Source organism: Kitasatospora sp. NPDC057512, from assembly GCF_042802135.1.
GTDB lineage: Bacteria > Actinomycetota > Actinomycetes > Streptomycetales > Streptomycetaceae > Kitasatospora.
Map to the genome: position 1 here is coordinate 15,995 of NZ_JBHVET010000015.1, position 16,814 is coordinate 32,808.

General features: G+C 73.0%; 17 protein-coding genes. 5 read left to right on the forward strand and 12 right to left on the reverse strand.

Features of this window, described 5'->3' with window-relative positions:
* Positions 1 to 30: 30 nt before the first annotated feature.
* The 3 genes from ACFU6K_RS02400 to ACFU6K_RS02410 form a co-directional block, all read right to left on the reverse strand.
* Positions 31 to 390 carry an NADH-quinone oxidoreductase subunit A gene (locus ACFU6K_RS02400; protein WP_030060100.1) on the reverse strand — a complete coding sequence of 120 codons (360 nt, stop codon included), beginning with the start codon at positions 388 to 390 and terminating at the stop codon, positions 31 to 33.
* A 637-nt stretch (positions 391 to 1,027) separates the two neighbouring features.
* Complete coding sequence (locus tag ACFU6K_RS02405; RefSeq protein ID WP_380660413.1) at positions 1,028 to 1,750, reverse strand: response regulator; 723 nt, start codon at positions 1,748 to 1,750, stop codon at positions 1,028 to 1,030.
* 44 nt (positions 1,751 to 1,794) lie between these two features.
* Positions 1,795 to 2,874 (reverse strand): sensor histidine kinase, encoded by a 1,080-nt coding sequence (locus ACFU6K_RS02410; RefSeq protein ID WP_380660415.1) that lies wholly within the window; start codon positions 2,872 to 2,874, stop codon positions 1,795 to 1,797.
* A 197-nt stretch (positions 2,875 to 3,071) separates the two neighbouring features.
* Between ACFU6K_RS02410 and ACFU6K_RS02415 the strand changes: the two genes are divergently transcribed.
* Positions 3,072 to 3,647 (forward strand): hypothetical protein, encoded by a 576-nt coding sequence (locus tag ACFU6K_RS02415; RefSeq protein ID WP_380660416.1) that lies wholly within the window; start codon positions 3,072 to 3,074, stop codon positions 3,645 to 3,647.
* 13 nt (positions 3,648 to 3,660) lie between these two features.
* On the opposite strand, the gene ACFU6K_RS02420 is transcribed toward ACFU6K_RS02415, so the two are convergent.
* Both ACFU6K_RS02420 and ACFU6K_RS02425 read right to left on the reverse strand, forming a co-directional pair.
* A complete protein-coding gene (locus tag ACFU6K_RS02420; RefSeq protein ID WP_380660418.1) occupies positions 3,661 to 4,713 on the reverse strand; it encodes a DMT family transporter in 1,053 nt (350 codons plus the stop codon).
* 176 nt (positions 4,714 to 4,889) lie between these two features.
* A complete protein-coding gene (locus ACFU6K_RS02425; RefSeq protein ID WP_380660419.1) occupies positions 4,890 to 5,555 on the reverse strand; it encodes a CatB-related O-acetyltransferase in 666 nt (221 codons plus the stop codon).
* A 94-nt stretch (positions 5,556 to 5,649) separates the two neighbouring features.
* On the opposite strand from ACFU6K_RS02425, the gene ACFU6K_RS02430 reads away from it, so the two are divergent.
* From ACFU6K_RS02430 to ACFU6K_RS02440, 3 genes are all read left to right on the forward strand, one after another.
* Entirely contained in the window at positions 5,650 to 6,300 is a 651-nt protein-coding gene (locus tag ACFU6K_RS02430) for a TetR/AcrR family transcriptional regulator (RefSeq protein ID WP_380660420.1), read from the forward strand.
* A gap of 84 nt (positions 6,301 to 6,384) precedes the next feature.
* Complete coding sequence (locus ACFU6K_RS02435; RefSeq protein ID WP_380660422.1) at positions 6,385 to 7,092, forward strand: peptidylprolyl isomerase; 708 nt, start codon at positions 6,385 to 6,387, stop codon at positions 7,090 to 7,092.
* Between the two features lie 97 nt (positions 7,093 to 7,189).
* Entirely contained in the window at positions 7,190 to 7,546 is a 357-nt protein-coding gene (locus ACFU6K_RS02440; RefSeq protein WP_380660423.1) for a MazG-like family protein, read from the forward strand.
* A 104-nt stretch (positions 7,547 to 7,650) separates the two neighbouring features.
* Here the strand turns inward: ACFU6K_RS02440 and ACFU6K_RS02445 are convergent, their stop codons facing one another.
* The 7 genes from ACFU6K_RS02445 to ACFU6K_RS02475 form a co-directional block, all read right to left on the reverse strand.
* Positions 7,651 to 8,940, reverse strand: coding sequence for a geranylgeranyl reductase family protein (locus ACFU6K_RS02445; protein WP_380660429.1), 1,290 nt, complete (start codon positions 8,938 to 8,940; stop codon positions 7,651 to 7,653).
* A 278-nt stretch (positions 8,941 to 9,218) separates the two neighbouring features.
* On the reverse strand, positions 9,219 to 9,914 hold the full coding sequence (locus tag ACFU6K_RS02450; protein WP_049651181.1) for a demethylmenaquinone methyltransferase: 696 nt from the start codon (positions 9,912 to 9,914) through the stop codon (positions 9,219 to 9,221).
* Positions 9,915 to 10,069: 155 nt separating this feature from the next.
* Complete coding sequence (locus ACFU6K_RS02455; protein ID WP_380660424.1) at positions 10,070 to 10,657, reverse strand: hypothetical protein; 588 nt, start codon at positions 10,655 to 10,657, stop codon at positions 10,070 to 10,072.
* A gap of 253 nt (positions 10,658 to 10,910) precedes the next feature.
* A complete protein-coding gene (locus ACFU6K_RS02460; protein ID WP_380660425.1) occupies positions 10,911 to 11,609 on the reverse strand; it encodes a hypothetical protein in 699 nt (232 codons plus the stop codon).
* 116 nt (positions 11,610 to 11,725) lie between these two features.
* Positions 11,726 to 12,946 (reverse strand): cyclic dehypoxanthinyl futalosine synthase, encoded by a 1,221-nt coding sequence (gene mqnC / locus ACFU6K_RS02465; RefSeq protein ID WP_380660426.1) that lies wholly within the window; start codon positions 12,944 to 12,946, stop codon positions 11,726 to 11,728.
* 159 nt (positions 12,947 to 13,105) lie between these two features.
* Positions 13,106 to 14,830 carry a protein kinase gene (locus tag ACFU6K_RS02470; protein WP_380660427.1) on the reverse strand — a complete coding sequence of 575 codons (1,725 nt, stop codon included), beginning with the start codon at positions 14,828 to 14,830 and terminating at the stop codon, positions 13,106 to 13,108.
* A 244-nt stretch (positions 14,831 to 15,074) separates the two neighbouring features.
* Positions 15,075 to 15,911, reverse strand: a complete 837-nt coding sequence (locus ACFU6K_RS02475) for a menaquinone biosynthetic enzyme MqnA/MqnD family protein (RefSeq protein ID WP_380660430.1) — start codon at positions 15,909 to 15,911, stop codon at positions 15,075 to 15,077.
* Positions 15,912 to 16,516: 605 nt separating this feature from the next.
* Between ACFU6K_RS02475 and ACFU6K_RS02480 the strand changes: the two genes are divergently transcribed.
* Positions 16,517 to 16,720 (forward strand): cold-shock protein, encoded by a 204-nt coding sequence (locus ACFU6K_RS02480; protein ID WP_045692393.1) that lies wholly within the window; start codon positions 16,517 to 16,519, stop codon positions 16,718 to 16,720.
* Positions 16,721 to 16,814: the final 94 nt, after the last annotated feature.

A 16,814-nucleotide genomic window follows, 5' to 3' on the forward strand; every position in this document is an offset into this window, starting at 1 on the left:
GCCACCACCCCGCGCTCTGACCACCCGCGCTCAGTCCCACTCCAGACCGCCGCGCCGCCACACGTAGGCGTACGCGACGAAGACGGTGGCGATGAACAGGAGCATCTCGACCAGCCCGAAGATCCCCAGGGCGTCGAAGGTCACCGCCCAGGGGTAGAGGAAGACGATCTCGATGTCGAAGACGATGAAGAGCATCGCCGTCAGGTAGTACTTGATCGGGAACCGACCGCCGCCCACGGGCTGCGGGGTCGGCTCGATGCCGCACTCGTACGCCTCCAACTTGGCCCGGTTGTAGCGCTTGGGGCCGGTGAGTGAGGCCATCACGACGGAGCCGACCGCGAACGCCGCCGCGATGGCACCGAGTACGAGGATCGGCGCGTAGGCATTCATAGCCCCCGCTCCCTCCGTCCAGTCGTCCTTGACTGCAGATCGGAACCGGCAGGTCACACTGGGGTGAACCCGCGTTCCGGTTCCCGAGATCCACCTCATGTGAGGCAGTTCACAAAGCCTGGAACGAGCGCATCTTATGCCCGTCGGCTTGTGATCTGCGACACGCAGTTCAACGCCATCTTTGTGATCTACGACACCCTGTAAATGGGGTCGAATGTGAACATGCCCAGATTTGTCGACGCAAAGCAGTCAAATGATCACAAGCAGTCGCATTTACTTGTGAAGTGGCAGGTCAGGGGCGTGTTCCTATATCAACCATGCGCCGTAGGGCGCAAATTTTCAGACGTCATGTTGACGTGTTATAGCGGCTCACTCGCAGGGGTGGCGGGGGCCCGAACGCTCGCTTGACCCTTCGTTCACAAGCGCGCGAGCCTGCCGTCGGGCGGGGTTCCCTTCCCCCTCTCCCGCACGCCCGCCACCCCGCTCCGGCGCTGCCCGCCGGTGCCCGGACCCTCGCACTCCGGGCACCGGACCGGGGCCTGGCCGCCTGCGCTGGCCTGCCTTGGCTTGCCGGGCCTGGGCTTGCCTTGCCTGGCCTGCCCTGGCCCGGACTCTCGCGCTCCGAGCCAGGGGCCCGCTACTGGCGACCGACCGTCTGCTCCCAGACCCAGGCCGCGATGCCCACCCGGTTACGGGCTCCGATCTTGCGCTGGACGTTGGCGAGGTGGTTCTTCACCGTCCCCGGTGAGATGAACAGCCCTGCGCCGATCTCGGCGTTGGTCGCACCGTCTGCCACCAGCTCGGCGATCTCCCTTTCTCTCGTGGTCAGTTCCTCCGTCGGCCCGGCTGTCGGCTGCGGAGCCGCTGCCGCCGCCTTGACGCCCGGCCCCGACCCCAGCCCCGTCCTCAGGCCCGGCTTCGGCTCCGCGCCCGGGAGTGCCATGTGCCGCAGCAGCCGGACGGTGACCTGCGGGCTGATCAACGCGTCCCCGGCCATCGCCGCCCGGACCGCCTCGATCAGCAGCACCGGCCCCGAGCGCTTCAGCAGGAACCCGGCCGCTCCGTGCCGCAGTGCCGTGTGCACGTACTCGTCCAGGTCGAAGGTGGTCACCACGATCACCTTGCACTGGTCGGCCAACTGGCGTGTGACCTCCAGGCCGTCGAGCTTCGGCATCCGGATGTCCGCGAGCACCACGTCCGGCCGCAGCCTCCGTGCCTCCGCCACCGCCGCGGCGCCGTCCGCCGCCTCCGCGACCACCACCATGTCCGGCTGGACGTCCAGGATCATCCGGAACGCGCTGCGGACGTCCGCCTGGTCGTCCGCGATCAGGATCCGAACCGGCCCTGTGCCACTGCCCATGTCCCACACCTCTCCCCGTTGCCGAACCTCGTCGGCTCCCACGATCACGCCGACCCCGCGCCGGCCTCCTCCAGCGGCAGCACCGCCGTCACCCGCCAGGCCTCCCGCTCGTACGGGCCGGCTTCCAGCGAACCGCCGAGGGCCTCCACCCGGGCCGCCAACCCCGGCAGTCCGCTGCCGCCGCCCCGGCGCGGCCGCCCCGCCGAGCCCGGTGCCCGACCGTCGTTGGTCACGGTCAGCTCCAGCCGTCCACCGCTGCGGCGGGCCCGGATCTCGACCGCCCGCGCGGCCGGAGCGTGCCGCCGGACATTGGTCAGGGACTCGACCACGATCCGGTGGACGGTGCCCTCCACCTCGCGTGGCACCGGCTCCTCCGGCAGCTCCAGGCGGACGTTCACACCGCCCGTCGCGGTGAACCGCTCGGCCACCTCGGCGAGTTCGGCGAGTCCGGGCTGCGGACCACGGCCGCCGTGCTCATCGCTGCGCAGCAGCTGTACCGTCCGGTCCAGCGAGGCCAGCGCCCGCTGCCCGGCCTGCTCTATTCGCTGGAACATCTCGGCCGCGCCGGCCGGATCGATCCCCGCCAGATAGGACCCCGCCTGGGCCTGGGCGACCATGCCGCTGACATCGTGCGCCACGAAGTCGTGCAGGTCGTGGGCCAGTTCGAGTCGCTGCGCCCGCCTGGCCTCGGCCACCGCCTTGCGGCGCCCCTCGTCCAGGCCCCGCAGGTAGAGCCCGACCAGGACGGCCGGCAGGGAGAGCATCGATCCGAACCCGAAGAGCGTGAGCGTGTCCGCGGGCCCCTCGACGAACGCGAACCGGGACGGCCAGAGGGCGACCGCCCCGCAGGCCGTCCAGGCCGCCGCCGCGCACCGCGGGCCGTCCTCGGCGCGCAGGCTGACGACCACCGACAGCAGCAGGACGGCCAGCTCGACCAGGCCCGACAGCCCGGCCCAGCGCTGCCCCTCCGTCCAGCGGCCGAGGAGCCAGACGGCGACCGTGACCACGACCGACGCCGCCCCGAGCGCCATGGTCACGGCCGCCGCCCCGTACCGCCCCCGCGCCACCCAGGCCGGCGGCACCAGGACCAGGACGATCCCGGACAGGATCTGAGTCATCGTCATCACCCCTTCTCAACCCTTCGACTGCCGTCACACTACGACGCCGCCCGGGCGGCGCGCCTGTGCCGATCGGCATATTTCAAAGGCCGGTTGAGCAGGAGGAACAGCCCGATCGGCATCTGCCGCGAACCCCTGGCGGGCCTCCAGTCTTGAGTCATCGCACCGGCCACGGAGGCCGGAGCCGAAGGGAGTCCACCACCATGTCGAAGCTCGTGATCACCGCCCGCGGCACCGCCCACCGGGCCGCGGTGGCGGCCCCGGACGTCCCGCCCGCCCCGCGCTGGGCCCGGCTCGCCGCCAGGGCCGCCGTCCTCAGCACCATCCCCTCGGGGCTGTGGCGGATCGCCTTCGGCTTCGGCGTCCCGGTCGGCTTCACCGGCGCGACGGCCGCGGCGTTCCGTGCGCACCAGCCGGGCTGGGGCACGGTCTACTGCGTGGCGCTGAGCGCCCTGGCGGAGGCGCTGGCCTTCCTGACCCTGGGCCTGGTCCGGCCCTGGGGGCTGGTGGCGCCCCGGTGGATCCCCCTGATAGGCGGCCGTCGGGTCCGGCCGCTCGCCGCGATCGTCCCGGCGCTGCTGGGCTCGGCGGTCCTCACCTACGTCGGCACGGCGGCACTGCTCGGCGGCTGGGCGCACAACCTGGCCGAGCCGGATTCCCCGCGCGGCTTCGCCGCCGTGGTGATGACGCTCGCCTACCTGCCCCTGGTCGCCTGGGGCCCGCTGCTCGGCGCGGTCGCCCTCGACTACGCCCGCCGGACGCTGCGGCGGCGCCGGTGACGAGGGCGGCGGGTCACACCGGAGCCGGCTCCGCGCCCGGCCCCACGGCGTCGGTCCCACTCTCGCTCTCGCCCCCGGCCGGGCGCGACGCCGGGGCGGCAGCGGGAGCGGGAGCGGGAGCGGGAACGGGAACGGGAACGGGAACGGGAACGGGAACGGGAACGGGTGCAGTGCGCCGGCCCCACTCGGTCGCGACCAGCACCAGGGCTCCGCCGAGCAGGGCGAGCGGGCCCATGCGGTTCCCGGCCACGGTGATGCCGAAGACGGCGGCCCAGAGCGGCTCGGTACCGAGCAGCAGGCTCACCCGCGAGGGCGAGGTGGCCCGCACGGCCCACATCTGGACGAAGAAGGCGAACAAGGTGCAGAACAAGGACAGGTGCAGCAGCCAGCCCCACTGGCCGGCCCCGTACGAACGCGCGACCGCCCACGGCGCGGGTCCGACCAGGAACGCGACGGCGGCGAACACGCCGGTGGCCACCGCGAGTTGGACCCAGGTGACGGCGAGCATGTCGGTGTCGCGGACGGCCCGGGTGCGGGCCATCGCGAGGACGTACGCCGAGCGGATGAGGGCGGCGCCCAGCACCAGCAGGTCACCGAGTGCCGGAGGGCGCAGCCCGCCGTCGCCGGTGAGCAGGGCGACGCCGAGGACGGCAAGCCCGGCGGCCGCGATGAAGGCCTTCGGCGGCGCGGTCCGGGCAAGTGCGCTCTCGCCGAGCGGCGTGAGCACCATCGCGAGGCTGATGATCAGCCCGGCATTGGTCGCGGAGGTGTGCACGGCTCCGTAGGTCTCCAGCAGGAAGATCCCGCTGAGCACCAGCCCCAGTGCGGCGCCGCCGAGCCACTCGGCGCGGCTCAGCCTCCGCAGCGCACGCCAGGCGACCAGCCCGAGCAGCGGCAGCACCAGGCCGAACCGCAGCACCAGCATCGCCACGACCGTCCCGGGCTCGGCCACCCGTTGGACGGCGAGAAAGCTCGACCCCCACACCACGGCCACGAGCAGGACCGGAAGATCACGAAGGACCGACGAGGACGAACCCTCGGACGGATCGGACAAGGAGGCTGGCATGCGAAAGATCCCTCCGAACGGACGGAACCGGCGGGCGCGAGTACCGTACGGCGTCGGACGGACCCAGGAGCCGGGCAGAAGGCCCGGCAGTGGACAGGGCGGAACGCGGAGCAAGGGGGCGCCATCTTCGCGCACCGGGCCCCCGATGATCAATGCCCTGCACGGGCACGGATGGGTCAGGCGGAGAGCAGACCGTTCGCCGCGGCGATCGCCTCGATGTCGGCCGGGGTGCCGGACATGATGGCGCGGACGTGCTCGGTGACCAGCTCGGCCGGCCAGTCCCACCAGGCCGCACGGAGCAGGCGCTCGATGTCGGCGCCGTCGAAGCGGCGGCGGATCGGGCGGGCCGGGTTGCCGCCGACGACGGTGTAGGGCGCGACGTCGGCGGTGACCATCGCTCCGGCCGCGATGATCGCACCGTCGCCGATCCGGACGCCGGGCAGGACAGTGGCCCCGTGGCCGAACCAGACATCGTTGCCGACCACGGTGTCACCCCGGCTGGGCAGGCCCGTGACGATGTCGAGGGTCCGCTCGGTCCAACTGCCGCCGAACATCGTGAAGGGGAACGTGGAGACGCCGACGGTCGGGTGGGCGGCGCCGGCCATCAGGAAGCGGGTGCCGGTGGCGATCGCGCAGTACTTGCCGATCACCAGCCGCTCGGGGCCGTGCGCGTAGAGGACGTTGCGCTCCTCGAAGCGGGTGGCACCGTCGGGGTCGTCGAAGTAGGTGTACTCGCCGACTTCGATCCGCGGGTCGGTGACGAGCGGGCGCAGCAGGACGACCCGGTCGTGGCCGGCGAGCGGGTGGAGGACGGCGGGGTCGGGAATGGCGGTGGCGGACACGCGGACTCCTTTCGTAATGCGACATGAGTCGCATTACGATGAGCATGGCACGACTACCACCCCACAGCAAGCCTTAATGCGACTGGAGTCGACTTTGACTAGGGCCACCCACTCCGCCCCGGAGCCCCACACCCCCACCCCGCGCCCGGGCGGCCGCAGCGCCCGGGTCCGGGCGGAGGTGGTCGCCGCCACGCTCGCCGAGGTCGCCGGGAAGGGGTACGACGAGCTCACCGTCGAGGCGGTCGCCACCCGCTCCGGCGTCCACAAGGCGACCCTCTACCGGCGCTGGGGCGGGGTGGACGGGCTGGTCGCCGACGCCCTGACCGCCTCTGCCGACCAACCCTGGCCCCTGCCCGACACCGGCGACCTCCAGCAGGACCTCCGCCGGATCACCCAGGAGGTGTTCAGCGTCTTCACCGACCCGGAGCTCGGCCCCACGCCCACCGCGCTGATCTCCGCCGCCCAGCGCTCGGACACCGGCGCGGCCGCCCTGCGCGCCTTCTTCGCGGCCCGCCACCGCCAGGCCGCCGAGGTGGCCGAACGGGCCGTCACCCGGGGCGAGCTGCCCGTCGGGACGGACGGCGCCGAGGTGGTCCGGGCCGCCACCGCACCGCTCTACTACCGCCTGTTCGTCTCCGGCGAGCCGCTGGACGCCCGCACCGCCGAGCGGGCCGCCGACGCCGCGGCCCTGGCCGCCCGCGCCGGACTCTTCACCCCCACCACGACCGCCCCGGAGCAGAACTGACAAACCATCACACTGTCGCCGCCCGGGGAGCCCCGGCCGCCCCAACCCCTACCGCATCCCCACCCGGCCGTGGATGATGCACCCATGACAACACCGCCGTCCACCACCCCCCGGAAGGCCCGTCACGTGAAGCGCAAGCACTGGGCGCTGGTCGCCGCCGCCACCGTCCTCCCGCTCGTGGCGAGCACCGGCACCGCCATCGCGGACACCCCCGCGGCCGCGACCCCCGCTACCGGTTGCGCCTACACACCGGCTGTCCCGGCCGACAACTTCAAGGGCATCCCGGTGTTCGACGCCAAGAAGGCGGCGAAGCCCTACCGCGCGACACTGCGGACCAGCCAGGGCCAGATCAGCTTCGAGGCACTGACCGACAAGGCGCCCTGCACCACCTTCTCGTTCCGGTTCCTCGCCGAGCACGACTACTTCGACCGCAGCCACTGCCACCGCCTCACCACCCAGCGGATCTACGTCCTCCAGTGCGGCGACCCGACCGGTACGGGCAGCGGCGGTCCCGGCTACTCGTTCCCGGACGAGAACCTGACCGGCGCCACCTACCCGGCCGGCACCGTGGCCATGGCCAACGCCGGCCCGAACACCAACGGCAGCCAGTTCTTCTTCGTCTGGAAGGACACCAAGCTCTCCCCCGCCTACACCCCGTTCGGCCGGATCACCGCCGGTCTGGACGTGCTCCAGAAGATCGCCGCCGGCGGCGAGGACGACCAGAACAACCCGGGCGACGGCTTCCCCAACCTCCCGGTGAACATCCGCAACGTGAAGATCAGCGCCCGCTGACCCGGCGGGCCGGACAACCCCGGCCCGCTCCCGCCCGCCCCCGCTCCCGTACGGTGGCAGCACCAACGACACCGCGTGGGAGCAGGAGCAACGCCGCATGGACAGCCGGATCTGGGAGAGCGTCGACGACCTGGTGGCACGGCTGGACGAGCAGAGCACGCAGTCGCCCCAGGAGGAGCGACTGCTGCGGATCCTCAAGCTCTCCGAGGAGGTCGGCGAGGTCGGCGCCGCGGTGATCGGCGCCACCGGCCAGAACCCGCGCAAGGGGGTCACCCACACCTGGGAGGACGTCCAGCACGAGCTCTGCGACGTCGTCTTCACCGCCCTCGTCGCCCTGAGGACCCTCACCCCCGACGCGGCCCGGATCTTCAGCGAGCGCCTCGCCTACGTCGAGCAGCGCTCCGCCACCTCCCGCCGGGCACCGGAGGCACCCCGGGCGGCCGAAGAGCCGTAGGGCCGACGGGGTCGGACGTCCCCGCCGGCCCCAACACAGGCATTCGGCCCAGGCGTCCGGCCCCCGGCTCCTGGCCCCTGGCCCCAGGCCCCAGGCCCCCGGCGTCAGGCGTTCGGCGCGACCCTCGCGAGGCCGTTGATCACCCGGTCCATCGCGTCGCCGCCCTGCGGGTCGGTGAGGTTGGCGAGCAGCTTCAGGGTGAAGCGCATCAGCATCGGGTGGGTGAGGCCGCGCTGGGTGGCGATCTGCATCACCTTGGGGTTGCCGATGAGCTTCACGAAGGCGCGGCCCAGCGTGTAGTAACCGCCGTACACGTCCTTGAGGATGCGCGGGTAGGCCTGGAGGGCGCGCTCGCGGCCGCCGTCGGTGACCCGGGCGAGGGCCTGCACGATGACCCCGGCGGCGATCTGCCCGGATTCCATCGCGTAGGCGATGCCCTCGCCGTTGAACGGGTTGACCATGCCGCCCGCGTCGCCGACGAGCAGCAGGCCGCGGGTGTAGTGCGGCTGCCGGTTGAAGGCCATCGGCAGCGCGGCGCCGCGGATCGGCTCGGTCATGTTCTCGGGGGTGTAACCCCACTCCTCCGGCATGCCGGCGCACCAGGCCTTGAGCACCTCGCGCCAGTCCAGCTCGCCGAACGCCGGCGAGGAGTTGAGGATGCCGAGGCCCACGTTGGAGGTGCCGTCGCCCATGCCGAAGACCCAGCCGTACCCGGGCAGCAGCTTGCGCTCGCCCTCGCGGGTGTCCCACAGCTCCAGCCAGGACTCCAGGTAGTCGTCGTCGTGGCGCGGCGAGGTGAAGTAGGTGCGGTAGGCGACGCCCATCGGGCGGTCCTCGCGCCGGTGCAGGCCCATGGCGAGCGAGAGCCGGGTGGAGTTGCCGTCGGCGGCGACCACCAGCGGGGCCCGGAAGGTGACCGGCCGCTTCTCGTCGCCGAGCTTGGCCGTGACGCCGACGATCCGGCCGGTGCGCTCGTCCAGGACCGGCCCGCTGACGTTGCAGCGCTCGTAGAGCCGCGCGCCGGCCTTCTCCGCCTGACGGGCCAGCAGCTCGTCGAAGTCGGCGCGCTTGCGCACCAGGCCGTAGTCGGGGAAGGAGGACAGCTCGGGCCAGTCCAGCTCCAGCCGGACGCCGCCGCCGATGATGCGCAGGCCCTTGTTGTGCAGCCAGCCGTTCTCGGTGGAGACGTCGATGCCCATGTCCACCAGCTGCTTGGTGGCGCGCGGGGTCAGGCCGTCGCCGCACACCTTCTCGCGCGGGAAGGCGGTCTTCTCCAGCAGCAGCACGTCCAGCCCGGCCTGGGCCAGGTAGTACGCGGTCGTGGCGCCGGCCGGGCCCGCGCCGACCACGATGACGTCGGCCGTGCTCTCGACGGGGCTGTCCGGCTTCGTCAGATCGGCTGCGGTCTCGGACACGTGGACACACTCCTGGAACTGCGGCGGGGGACGGCGGCTTTGTCTCCGGCAGTCTAGTTCCGCTCACGCCACCGGATGCGCCCCCGCCCCCGACCTCCGGCTCCGCCCGTCAGCCCCGACCGTCAACCCGAGCCGGGCGACCGGGCACGGACCCGGGCCACGGACCCGGGCAACAGGCCCGAGCCACGAAACGGGACCGCCCACCCCGAGCCGCGCGACCGAGCCGCGCGACCGAGCCAGGGACCCGCCGAGCCCGGCTACGCGATCTTGTACGCCCGGTGCAGCGCGACGATCCCGCCGGTCAGGTTCCGCCAGGCGACCTTCGACCAGCCGTTGTCCTGGAGCTTGGCGGCCAGCCCCGGCTGGTCCGGCCAGGCCCGGATGGACTCGGCGAGGTAGACGTACGCCTCCGGGTTGCTGCTGACGGCGGTCGCCACCGGCGGCAGCGCGCGCATCAGGTACTCGGTGTAGACCGTCCGGAACGGCGTCCAGGTCGGAGTGGAGAACTCGCAGATCACCAGCTTGCCGCCGGGCTTGGTGACCCGCTGCATCTCGCGCAGCGCCTCGTCGGTGTCCTGGACGTTGCGCAGCGCGAAGGAGATCGTCACCGAGTCGAAGGTGTCGTCCGCGAACGGCAGCCGGGTGGCGTCGCCGGCGGTGAGCGCCAGCTCGGGGTGGCGGCCCTTGCCCTCGGTGAGCATGCCGACCGAGAAGTCGCACGGGACGACCTTCGCTCCGGCCTCGGCGAAGGGCAGCGAGGAGGTGCCGGTGCCGGCCCCGAGGTCGAGCACGAGGTCCCCCGGCCCGGCGGCCACCGCCTCGGCCACCGCCCGGCGCCAGGCGCGGGCCTGGCCGAGGGAGAGCACGTCGTTGGTGCGGTCGTACTTGGCCGCGACGTCGTCGAACATGGCGGCGACTTCGTGCGGCTGCTTGTCCAGAGAGGCTCGGGTCACGCCCCCATTGTTCACCCTCGCACGGACACCCCGACCAACGGGGCCACGCCCACGGAGCTCACCGGCCACGCCCACGGTCCTCACCGACCGGGCCCACGGAGCTCACCGACCGGGCCTACGGTCCTCCCCGACCGGGCCGCCCCCGTACGCCCCCGTCAGTGCTGGGCGCGCCGCCCGCCCGCGCGGCGCCGCCGCCGGGACCGCTTGCCGTGGGTTATCGCGGGCATCCCGTCCGCGAGCGCCCCCGCCGCCAGCGCGAGGTTGGCGGCCAGCGCCCCCTGCCCGCTGCGGACCGCGAGGGCCTTGTGGTGCCGCCGGATGCGCAGCACGCAGATCACGAAGAACACGAGGGCCACCGGCACGCTGAACCGGGCCAGGCCCACGCCGACCGGCTGCGGGTAGGTGTCGCCGCAGATCCGCACCGCGCCCGGGTCGTCGGCGGCGTGCTCCAGGCAGATCGTGTCGCCGACCTTCGCGCTGTCCGAGAGCGGCAGCGCGGCCGCGGTGTGCGGCTCCCCGTCGGCCCGGTAGCTGACGGCGCTGTAGGTGCCGCCGCCGGTCGGGAGCTGGGTGACGACTCCTTCGACTCTCACCGGATGCGCCTCGATCCGGTCGGCCTGGTCGGCCTGACGCCAACCCAGCAGGCACATGCCGACGGCCAGCACGGCGCTGAGCACGGCGGCGAGGTACCAACCACGGCCCATCCGCGGGGTGCGCGGCGGGGGAACGGTCGCGGTTCGCATGGTTCCTGTCCTGGCTTGCCTTCGGGGCCGGGGACACGGCCCCGCCACCCGCGGGCGCGGGCGGTGGTGTGGTGAGGGTACGGAGTGGGTGAGCTGTCCGGGATCGTATCCGCTGGCGGGCCCTCAGGTCACGATGAAGGGACAATCACTCTCCGGTACCGGCCCCGGAGTTCGGGTGCACACGAAGGAAGTCCCGTGCGCCACAAGGAAATCCGGCTACTGACGAGTACGTCACACCCGCCGTGGCACCGTTTCAGCGTCGGCGGTACACCAACCGCCCGCCCAGCACCGTGGCCAGGCACCCGCCCGCCACCGGTTGCGCACCCCCGCCCCCCGCGACCGCGGACGTCGCGAACACCGCGAAGTCCGCCCGACCCCCGACCGCCACCCGCCCGTGCACGGCCTCCGCGAACGGCAGGACGGCCAGCGGGTCCAACGGCCGCGCACCGCCGTCCTCCGGCCCTCCGTCCACCCCGCCGGACGACCCGCCGTCCAGCCCGCCGGACGACGCGGCGGAACCGGGCAGCCCCACGACCCCCGACCGCGCCACCGCCGTCCGCACCGAGGCCCGCTCGAAGGGCCCGGCCACCGCCGTCACCCCGCACCCGAGCATCCGCTGCAGCCCCCGCCGGGCGCTGGCCCCGCACCGCGCCTCGTCGGTGGACCCGGCCAGCCCGTCCGCCACCGGTTCTACGCCGACCTCCTCCCGCGGATCCGGGTGGTACGCGCGTTCCAGCAGCCAGTGCCCGTACGGATTGCGCAGCCCGGGGGCGAGCACGGCCGGCCCCCAGTCCCGCACCCGCGCGCCCGGGTACGCCGCCGCCAGCTCCCCGTACGGCCCGACCGCCTCCACCAGCTCGCCACGCACCACCACCGCCCCGTCGGCGATGGACGGGGCGGTGGGATCGGCCGGGTCGGGCAGCACGAACGCCGCCCGGTGCAGAGTCAGCACAACAGCGCCTTCGACTTCGACAACAACGGCAACGACATCAGCGCCGACGCCGGCACCGCCATCAGCGGCAACGGCACCGGCACCGGCCCGACAAGATAGGGAAGAGGACCGAGGACTCAGTTGTCCAGGATCTTCAGCTCGGGGTGCGCGGTGCCACCCTCGATCGCCGTGGAGGCGATGTGCGAGGCGACCCGCGGGTCGACCGGGTCGTTGGCCGGGTCGTCCAGCACCCGCAGGTGCTCGTACGTGGTCGAGCGCTGCGCCGGGACGCGGTCGGCGGCCCGGATGAGGTGGATCAGCTCGGTGAGGTTGGAGCGGTGCTTGGCACCCGCCGCCGAGACGACGTTCTCCTCCAGCATCACGGACCCGAGGTCGTCCGCACCGTAGTGCAGCGACAGCTGGCCGGCCTCCTTGCCGGTGGTGAGCCAGGAGCCCTGGATGTGGGCGACGTTGTCGAGGAACAGGCGGGCGATCGCGATCATCCGCAGGTACTCGAAGACGGTGGCCTGGGTCGAGCCCTTCAGGTGGTTGTTCTGCGGCTGGTAGGTGTACGGGATGAAGGCCCGGAAGCCGCCGGTGCGGTCCTGCACCTCGCGGATCATCCGCAGGTGCTCGATCCGCTCGGCGTTGGTCTCGCCGGTGCCCATCAACATGGTGGAGGTGGACTCCACGCCGAGGCCGTGGGCGATCTCCATGATCTCCAGCCAGCGCTCCCCGGACTCCTTCAGCGGGGCGATCGCCTTGCGCGGCCGCTCCGGCAGCAGCTCGGCGCCGGCGCCGGCGAAGGAGTCCAGGCCCGCCTTGTGGATCCGGGTGATGGCCTCCTCGACGGAGACGCCCGAGATCCGCGCCATGTGCTCGACCTCGGAGGCGCCCAGCGAGTGGATCACCAGCTGCGGGAAGTCGGCCTTGATCGCCGAGAACGCGCGCTCGTAGTACTCCACGCCGTAGTCCGGGTGGTGGCCGCCCTGGAACATGATCTGGGTGCCGCCCAGCTCGACCGTCTCGGCGCAGCGGCGCAGGATCTCGTCGAGCTCGCGGGACCAGCCCTTGTCGCTCTTCGGCGGCACGTAGAAGGCGCAGAACTTGCACGCCGTCACGCAGACGTTGGTGTAGTTGATGTTGCGCTCGATGATGTACGTCGCGATGTGCTCGGTACCCGCGTAGCGGCGGCGGCGCACCGCGTCGGCGGCGGAGCCGAGCGCGTGCAGCGGCGCCGAGCGGTAGAGCTCCAGCGCCTCCTCCGGGGTGATCCGGCCGCCGGCGGCGGCCCGGTCGAGCACGGCCTTCAGGTCGGTGCTGGACGCATCGAGGGTGGTCGCTGCGAGCTCGGTCACCTGGCGGCCTTCTCTCTCTCAAGTGCTACTCGGGTACGGCCGAACCAGCCTACGCCAGCACATTCCGCCGCCCGCGTCAGCCCGCTGAACAGCGCGCGGACCTGCCCGGAACGCCCCGGACCACCCCCGGGCCACCCGCGGAACGCCCCGGACCACATCTCAGCCGTTCGCCCTGCGCATCGTGCCCGCCGGGTTCCCGGCCGGCGGATCGGCGGAAGTGAAACGGACCGTCCCGTCGGACCGGAGGGTGAGCGTCTCCGCGTTGGAGCCGCCGGTGCAGGCGCCGGGGATCGAGGAGCGGACCAGTCGGGACTGGAACACCAGCGCGGTGGCGGAGGCCGACTTGAGCGTCCAGGCGCCCTCGCAGCTGATCGAGATCAGCCCGGAGACGGCGTTGCGGCTGGTGGTGCTCTCCTGGCCGATCGCCGCCGGCCGGACGGTGAGCGTGGTGGTTCCGGCGGGCAGCCCCTTGTCGGTGGCCATGTCCCCGCTCCAGGTGCCCAGGAAGGCGGCGGGCACCACGCTCGGCCCGGCCGTCCCGGGTGGCGCCGCGCCCGGGACGGCCGTCCCCGGTGGCGCCGCGCCCGGGACGGACGCCGTCGCGCTCCCCGGAGCGCCGGGGGCCGGCGCAACCCCGGAGCCGAAGGCCCCGCTCGGCAGGACGGCCTGACTCGGATCGACCGACACCTCCGGCAGCGGCCCCACCGAGGGCGACGGCCCCGAGGCCGCCGGTTCGGCCCGGTGCAGCCACCCGTACAGCCCGTACCCGCCGCCCCCGAGCACCGCGAGCGCCGCCACGGCCGTCGCGACCGCCACCCCGGTCCGGACGCGCCGCGGCCGCGCCCCCGCCCGCTCGTCCCAGACGCCCGCGCACAGCGGCTGCTGATCCCCCTCGCCCTGCGGCCCGCCCCCGGACGCCGCCACCCCCAAAGCCCCCGAGGCACCCGAAGCCCCCGGCTCCCCCGGAGCCCCCTCCGGATCCAGATCCATGTCCAGCAGCCCCACCGCACTGCGCCCCACCCCCGCCGCCAGCTCCGCCGGCAGCCAGCCGCCCTGCGACAGCCGGGTGGCGGCCGTGCCGTCCGGATCCAGCCGGTCGCGGAGCTGCCGCGGGGTGGGGCGGGCGGCCGGGTCCTTGGCCAGGCAGGCGAGGACGGTCCCCCGCAGCGGCTCGGGCAGCCCGGCCACGTCCGGCTCCTCGTGCAGCACCCGGTAGAGCAGCACGGCCGCGCTGACCCCCTCTCCGAAGGGGTGCACGCCGGTCCCGGCGAAGGCGAGGACGGCGCCGAGCGAGAAGACGTCCCCCGCGGGCCCGACCGCCTGTCCGTTCGCCTGCTCGGGTGACATGAAGCCGGGCGAACCGACCACGTAACCGGAACGGGTGAGGCCGCCGGCGGCATCCAGTGCCCGGGCGATCCCGAAGTCGATCAGCCGCGGCCCGTCCAGGGTGAGCAGCACGTTGGAGGGTTTGACGTCCCGGTGCACCAGGCCGAGCCCGTGGACGTGGGCCAGCGCTCCGGTGAGTCCGACGCCGAGCGAGCGCACGGCCGACTCGGGCAGTGGCCCGTACGTCCGGACGGCCTCGCCGAGCGCGGGGCCCGCCACGTAGCCGGTCGCGACCCAGGGCTGCCCGCCCTCGGTGTCGGCGTCCAGGACCGGCGCGGTCCATTCGCCGCCGACCTGCCGGGCGGCGGCCACCTCCTGCCGGAACCGGGCGCGGAACTCGGCGTCGTCCGCGAGCTCCGGCCGCACCACCTTGACGGCGACGGTGCGCCCGCCGGCCGTCCGACCGAGGTAGACCCGGCCCATCCCGCCCGAGCCGAGCCGCCGCAGCAGCCGGTAGCCGCCCACCTGGCGCGGATCGTCCGACCCCAGTGCCCGCATCCCCGTACGCTCCCTCGCCCGCTCGGCCGCGCGCCCCGCCGACCGCCGACCGCCGACCGCCGGGGCCGAGTGGCCACCCGGCCGACCGACCGTCAGCCGGACGCGCCTCGGGTGCAGACCGTACCGGGCCGGGCCCGGCCCCGCCCGGCCCGCGGACCGGAACGGGGCCAGGCGTCGAACCGCGCGCCCCCGGGGGCCTGTCGTCACACTCCCGCCGCCCCGCGGGCGGGTGCGGGGACGGGCCCTACGACCCCAGCGGCAGCGCCGCCGGCTCCAGCAGCCGCACCGCGACGTCCGGGGCGAACCCGCTGTCGTGCGCGACCCGCCGGGCGAACTCCGTGACCCCGGCCAGCTGCCGCTCGCCGAGCGAGAAGTCGAGCGCCTCGCTGAAGTACCGCTCCAGCACGTCCGCCCCGATGGTCTCCCAGCGGGCGGCCTGCTCGGCGACCTTGGTGGCCTCCACCAGCGACAGGTCGCGGGACTCCAGGAAGGCCCGGTGCACCGCGGCGGTCAGCTCCGGGGCGCGCTCGGCGAAGTCGCGCCGCACCGCCCAGACCGCGAAGACGAAGGGCAGTCCGGTCCACTCCTTCCACATCTCGCCGAGGTCGTGGACGGTCAGCCCGAGGTCGGCGGCCTGCCCGAGGTAGGCGCGCAGGGCCGGGTCCCCGATCAGGACGGCGGCGTCGGCCTCGGCGAGCATCGCGCTGAGGTCCGGCGGGCAGCTGAAGTAGTCCGGGCGCACGCCCTCGCGCTCCTCCAGGAGCAGCCGGGCGAGCCGTACGGAGGTGCGGCTGGTGGAGCCGAGGGCGACCCGGCGGCCGTCGAGGTCGGCGAGCGGCACCTTGCTCACGATCAGGCAGGACATCACCGGGCCGTCGCTGCCGACCGCGATGTCGGGCAGGACGAGCAGGTCGTCCGCGTTGCGCAGGTACTCCACGCAGGTGATGGGGCCGATGTCCAGGGCCCCGTCGACGAGCTGGTCGCTCAGCTTCTCCGGGGTGTCCTTGGTGAGATCCAGATCGAGCAGGTTGCCGGTCCTGGCGAGCCCCCAGTAGAGGGGGACGCAGTTCAGGAACTGGATGTGGCCGACCCGCGGCCTGACCGGGGTGTCCTGCCGGGGCTCCCGCGTCCGCGCGTCCGGTGTTCGTGCTTCCGGTGCTGCCACTGCGCCGCTCCCTTGCTGTTCGTGCCTCCCCGCAGCGTATGCCTGCTGTCGGCGGTGGTTCGCACCGGCCACCCGACACGCCCTCACGCGCCGCCGGCGGGCCTTTCCACACCCGCCCCCACCCTGACGAACACCCTGACGACCATCCTGATGACCGGCCTGACGAACACCCTGACGACCGGCCGACAACCGGCCGACGGCCACCCGCCAACCGACCCGACGAACACCCGCAACGGCCTTGCCCCCGGCCCCTGTGAGCGCCTCAGAACCACCCCACGACACGCGCCTTCCACGCCGTAAGTGACCTCTGGTCGTCACAGCGGCCGCATGCTAGCGTTGCCCTCAGTTGCAGTTTGATTCCCCTTGCAGTACTTGAAGCCTGCGGAGCATGTAACCGCAGGCTTTTTGTAGTTTTTCAGCAATATCGAAAAATTTCGGACACGTCCGGAGGCAGGGCGATCAGCGCAGCGGACCGGGTGCCACACGGTGTGGCCCCCGACACGCCTCGCAAGGAGAACGGCATGGCCACGGGAACCGTCAAGTGGTTCAACGCTGAGAAGGGCTTCGGCTTCATCGCCCAGGAGGGCGGCGGCCCGGACGTCTTCGTCCACTACTCCGCCATCAACGCGAACGGCTTCCGTTCGCTGGAGGAGAACCAGGCGGTCACCTTCGACGTCACCCAGGGCCCGAAGGGCCCGCAGGCGGAGAACGTCACCGCTGTCTGACCATCCTCTGATGATCTGATCGCTCGTGGACCCCGACGGGTCCGCCGGCGGCTCCCGACAGCCGCCACCATGAGCACAAGAGCAGTACCCAAGG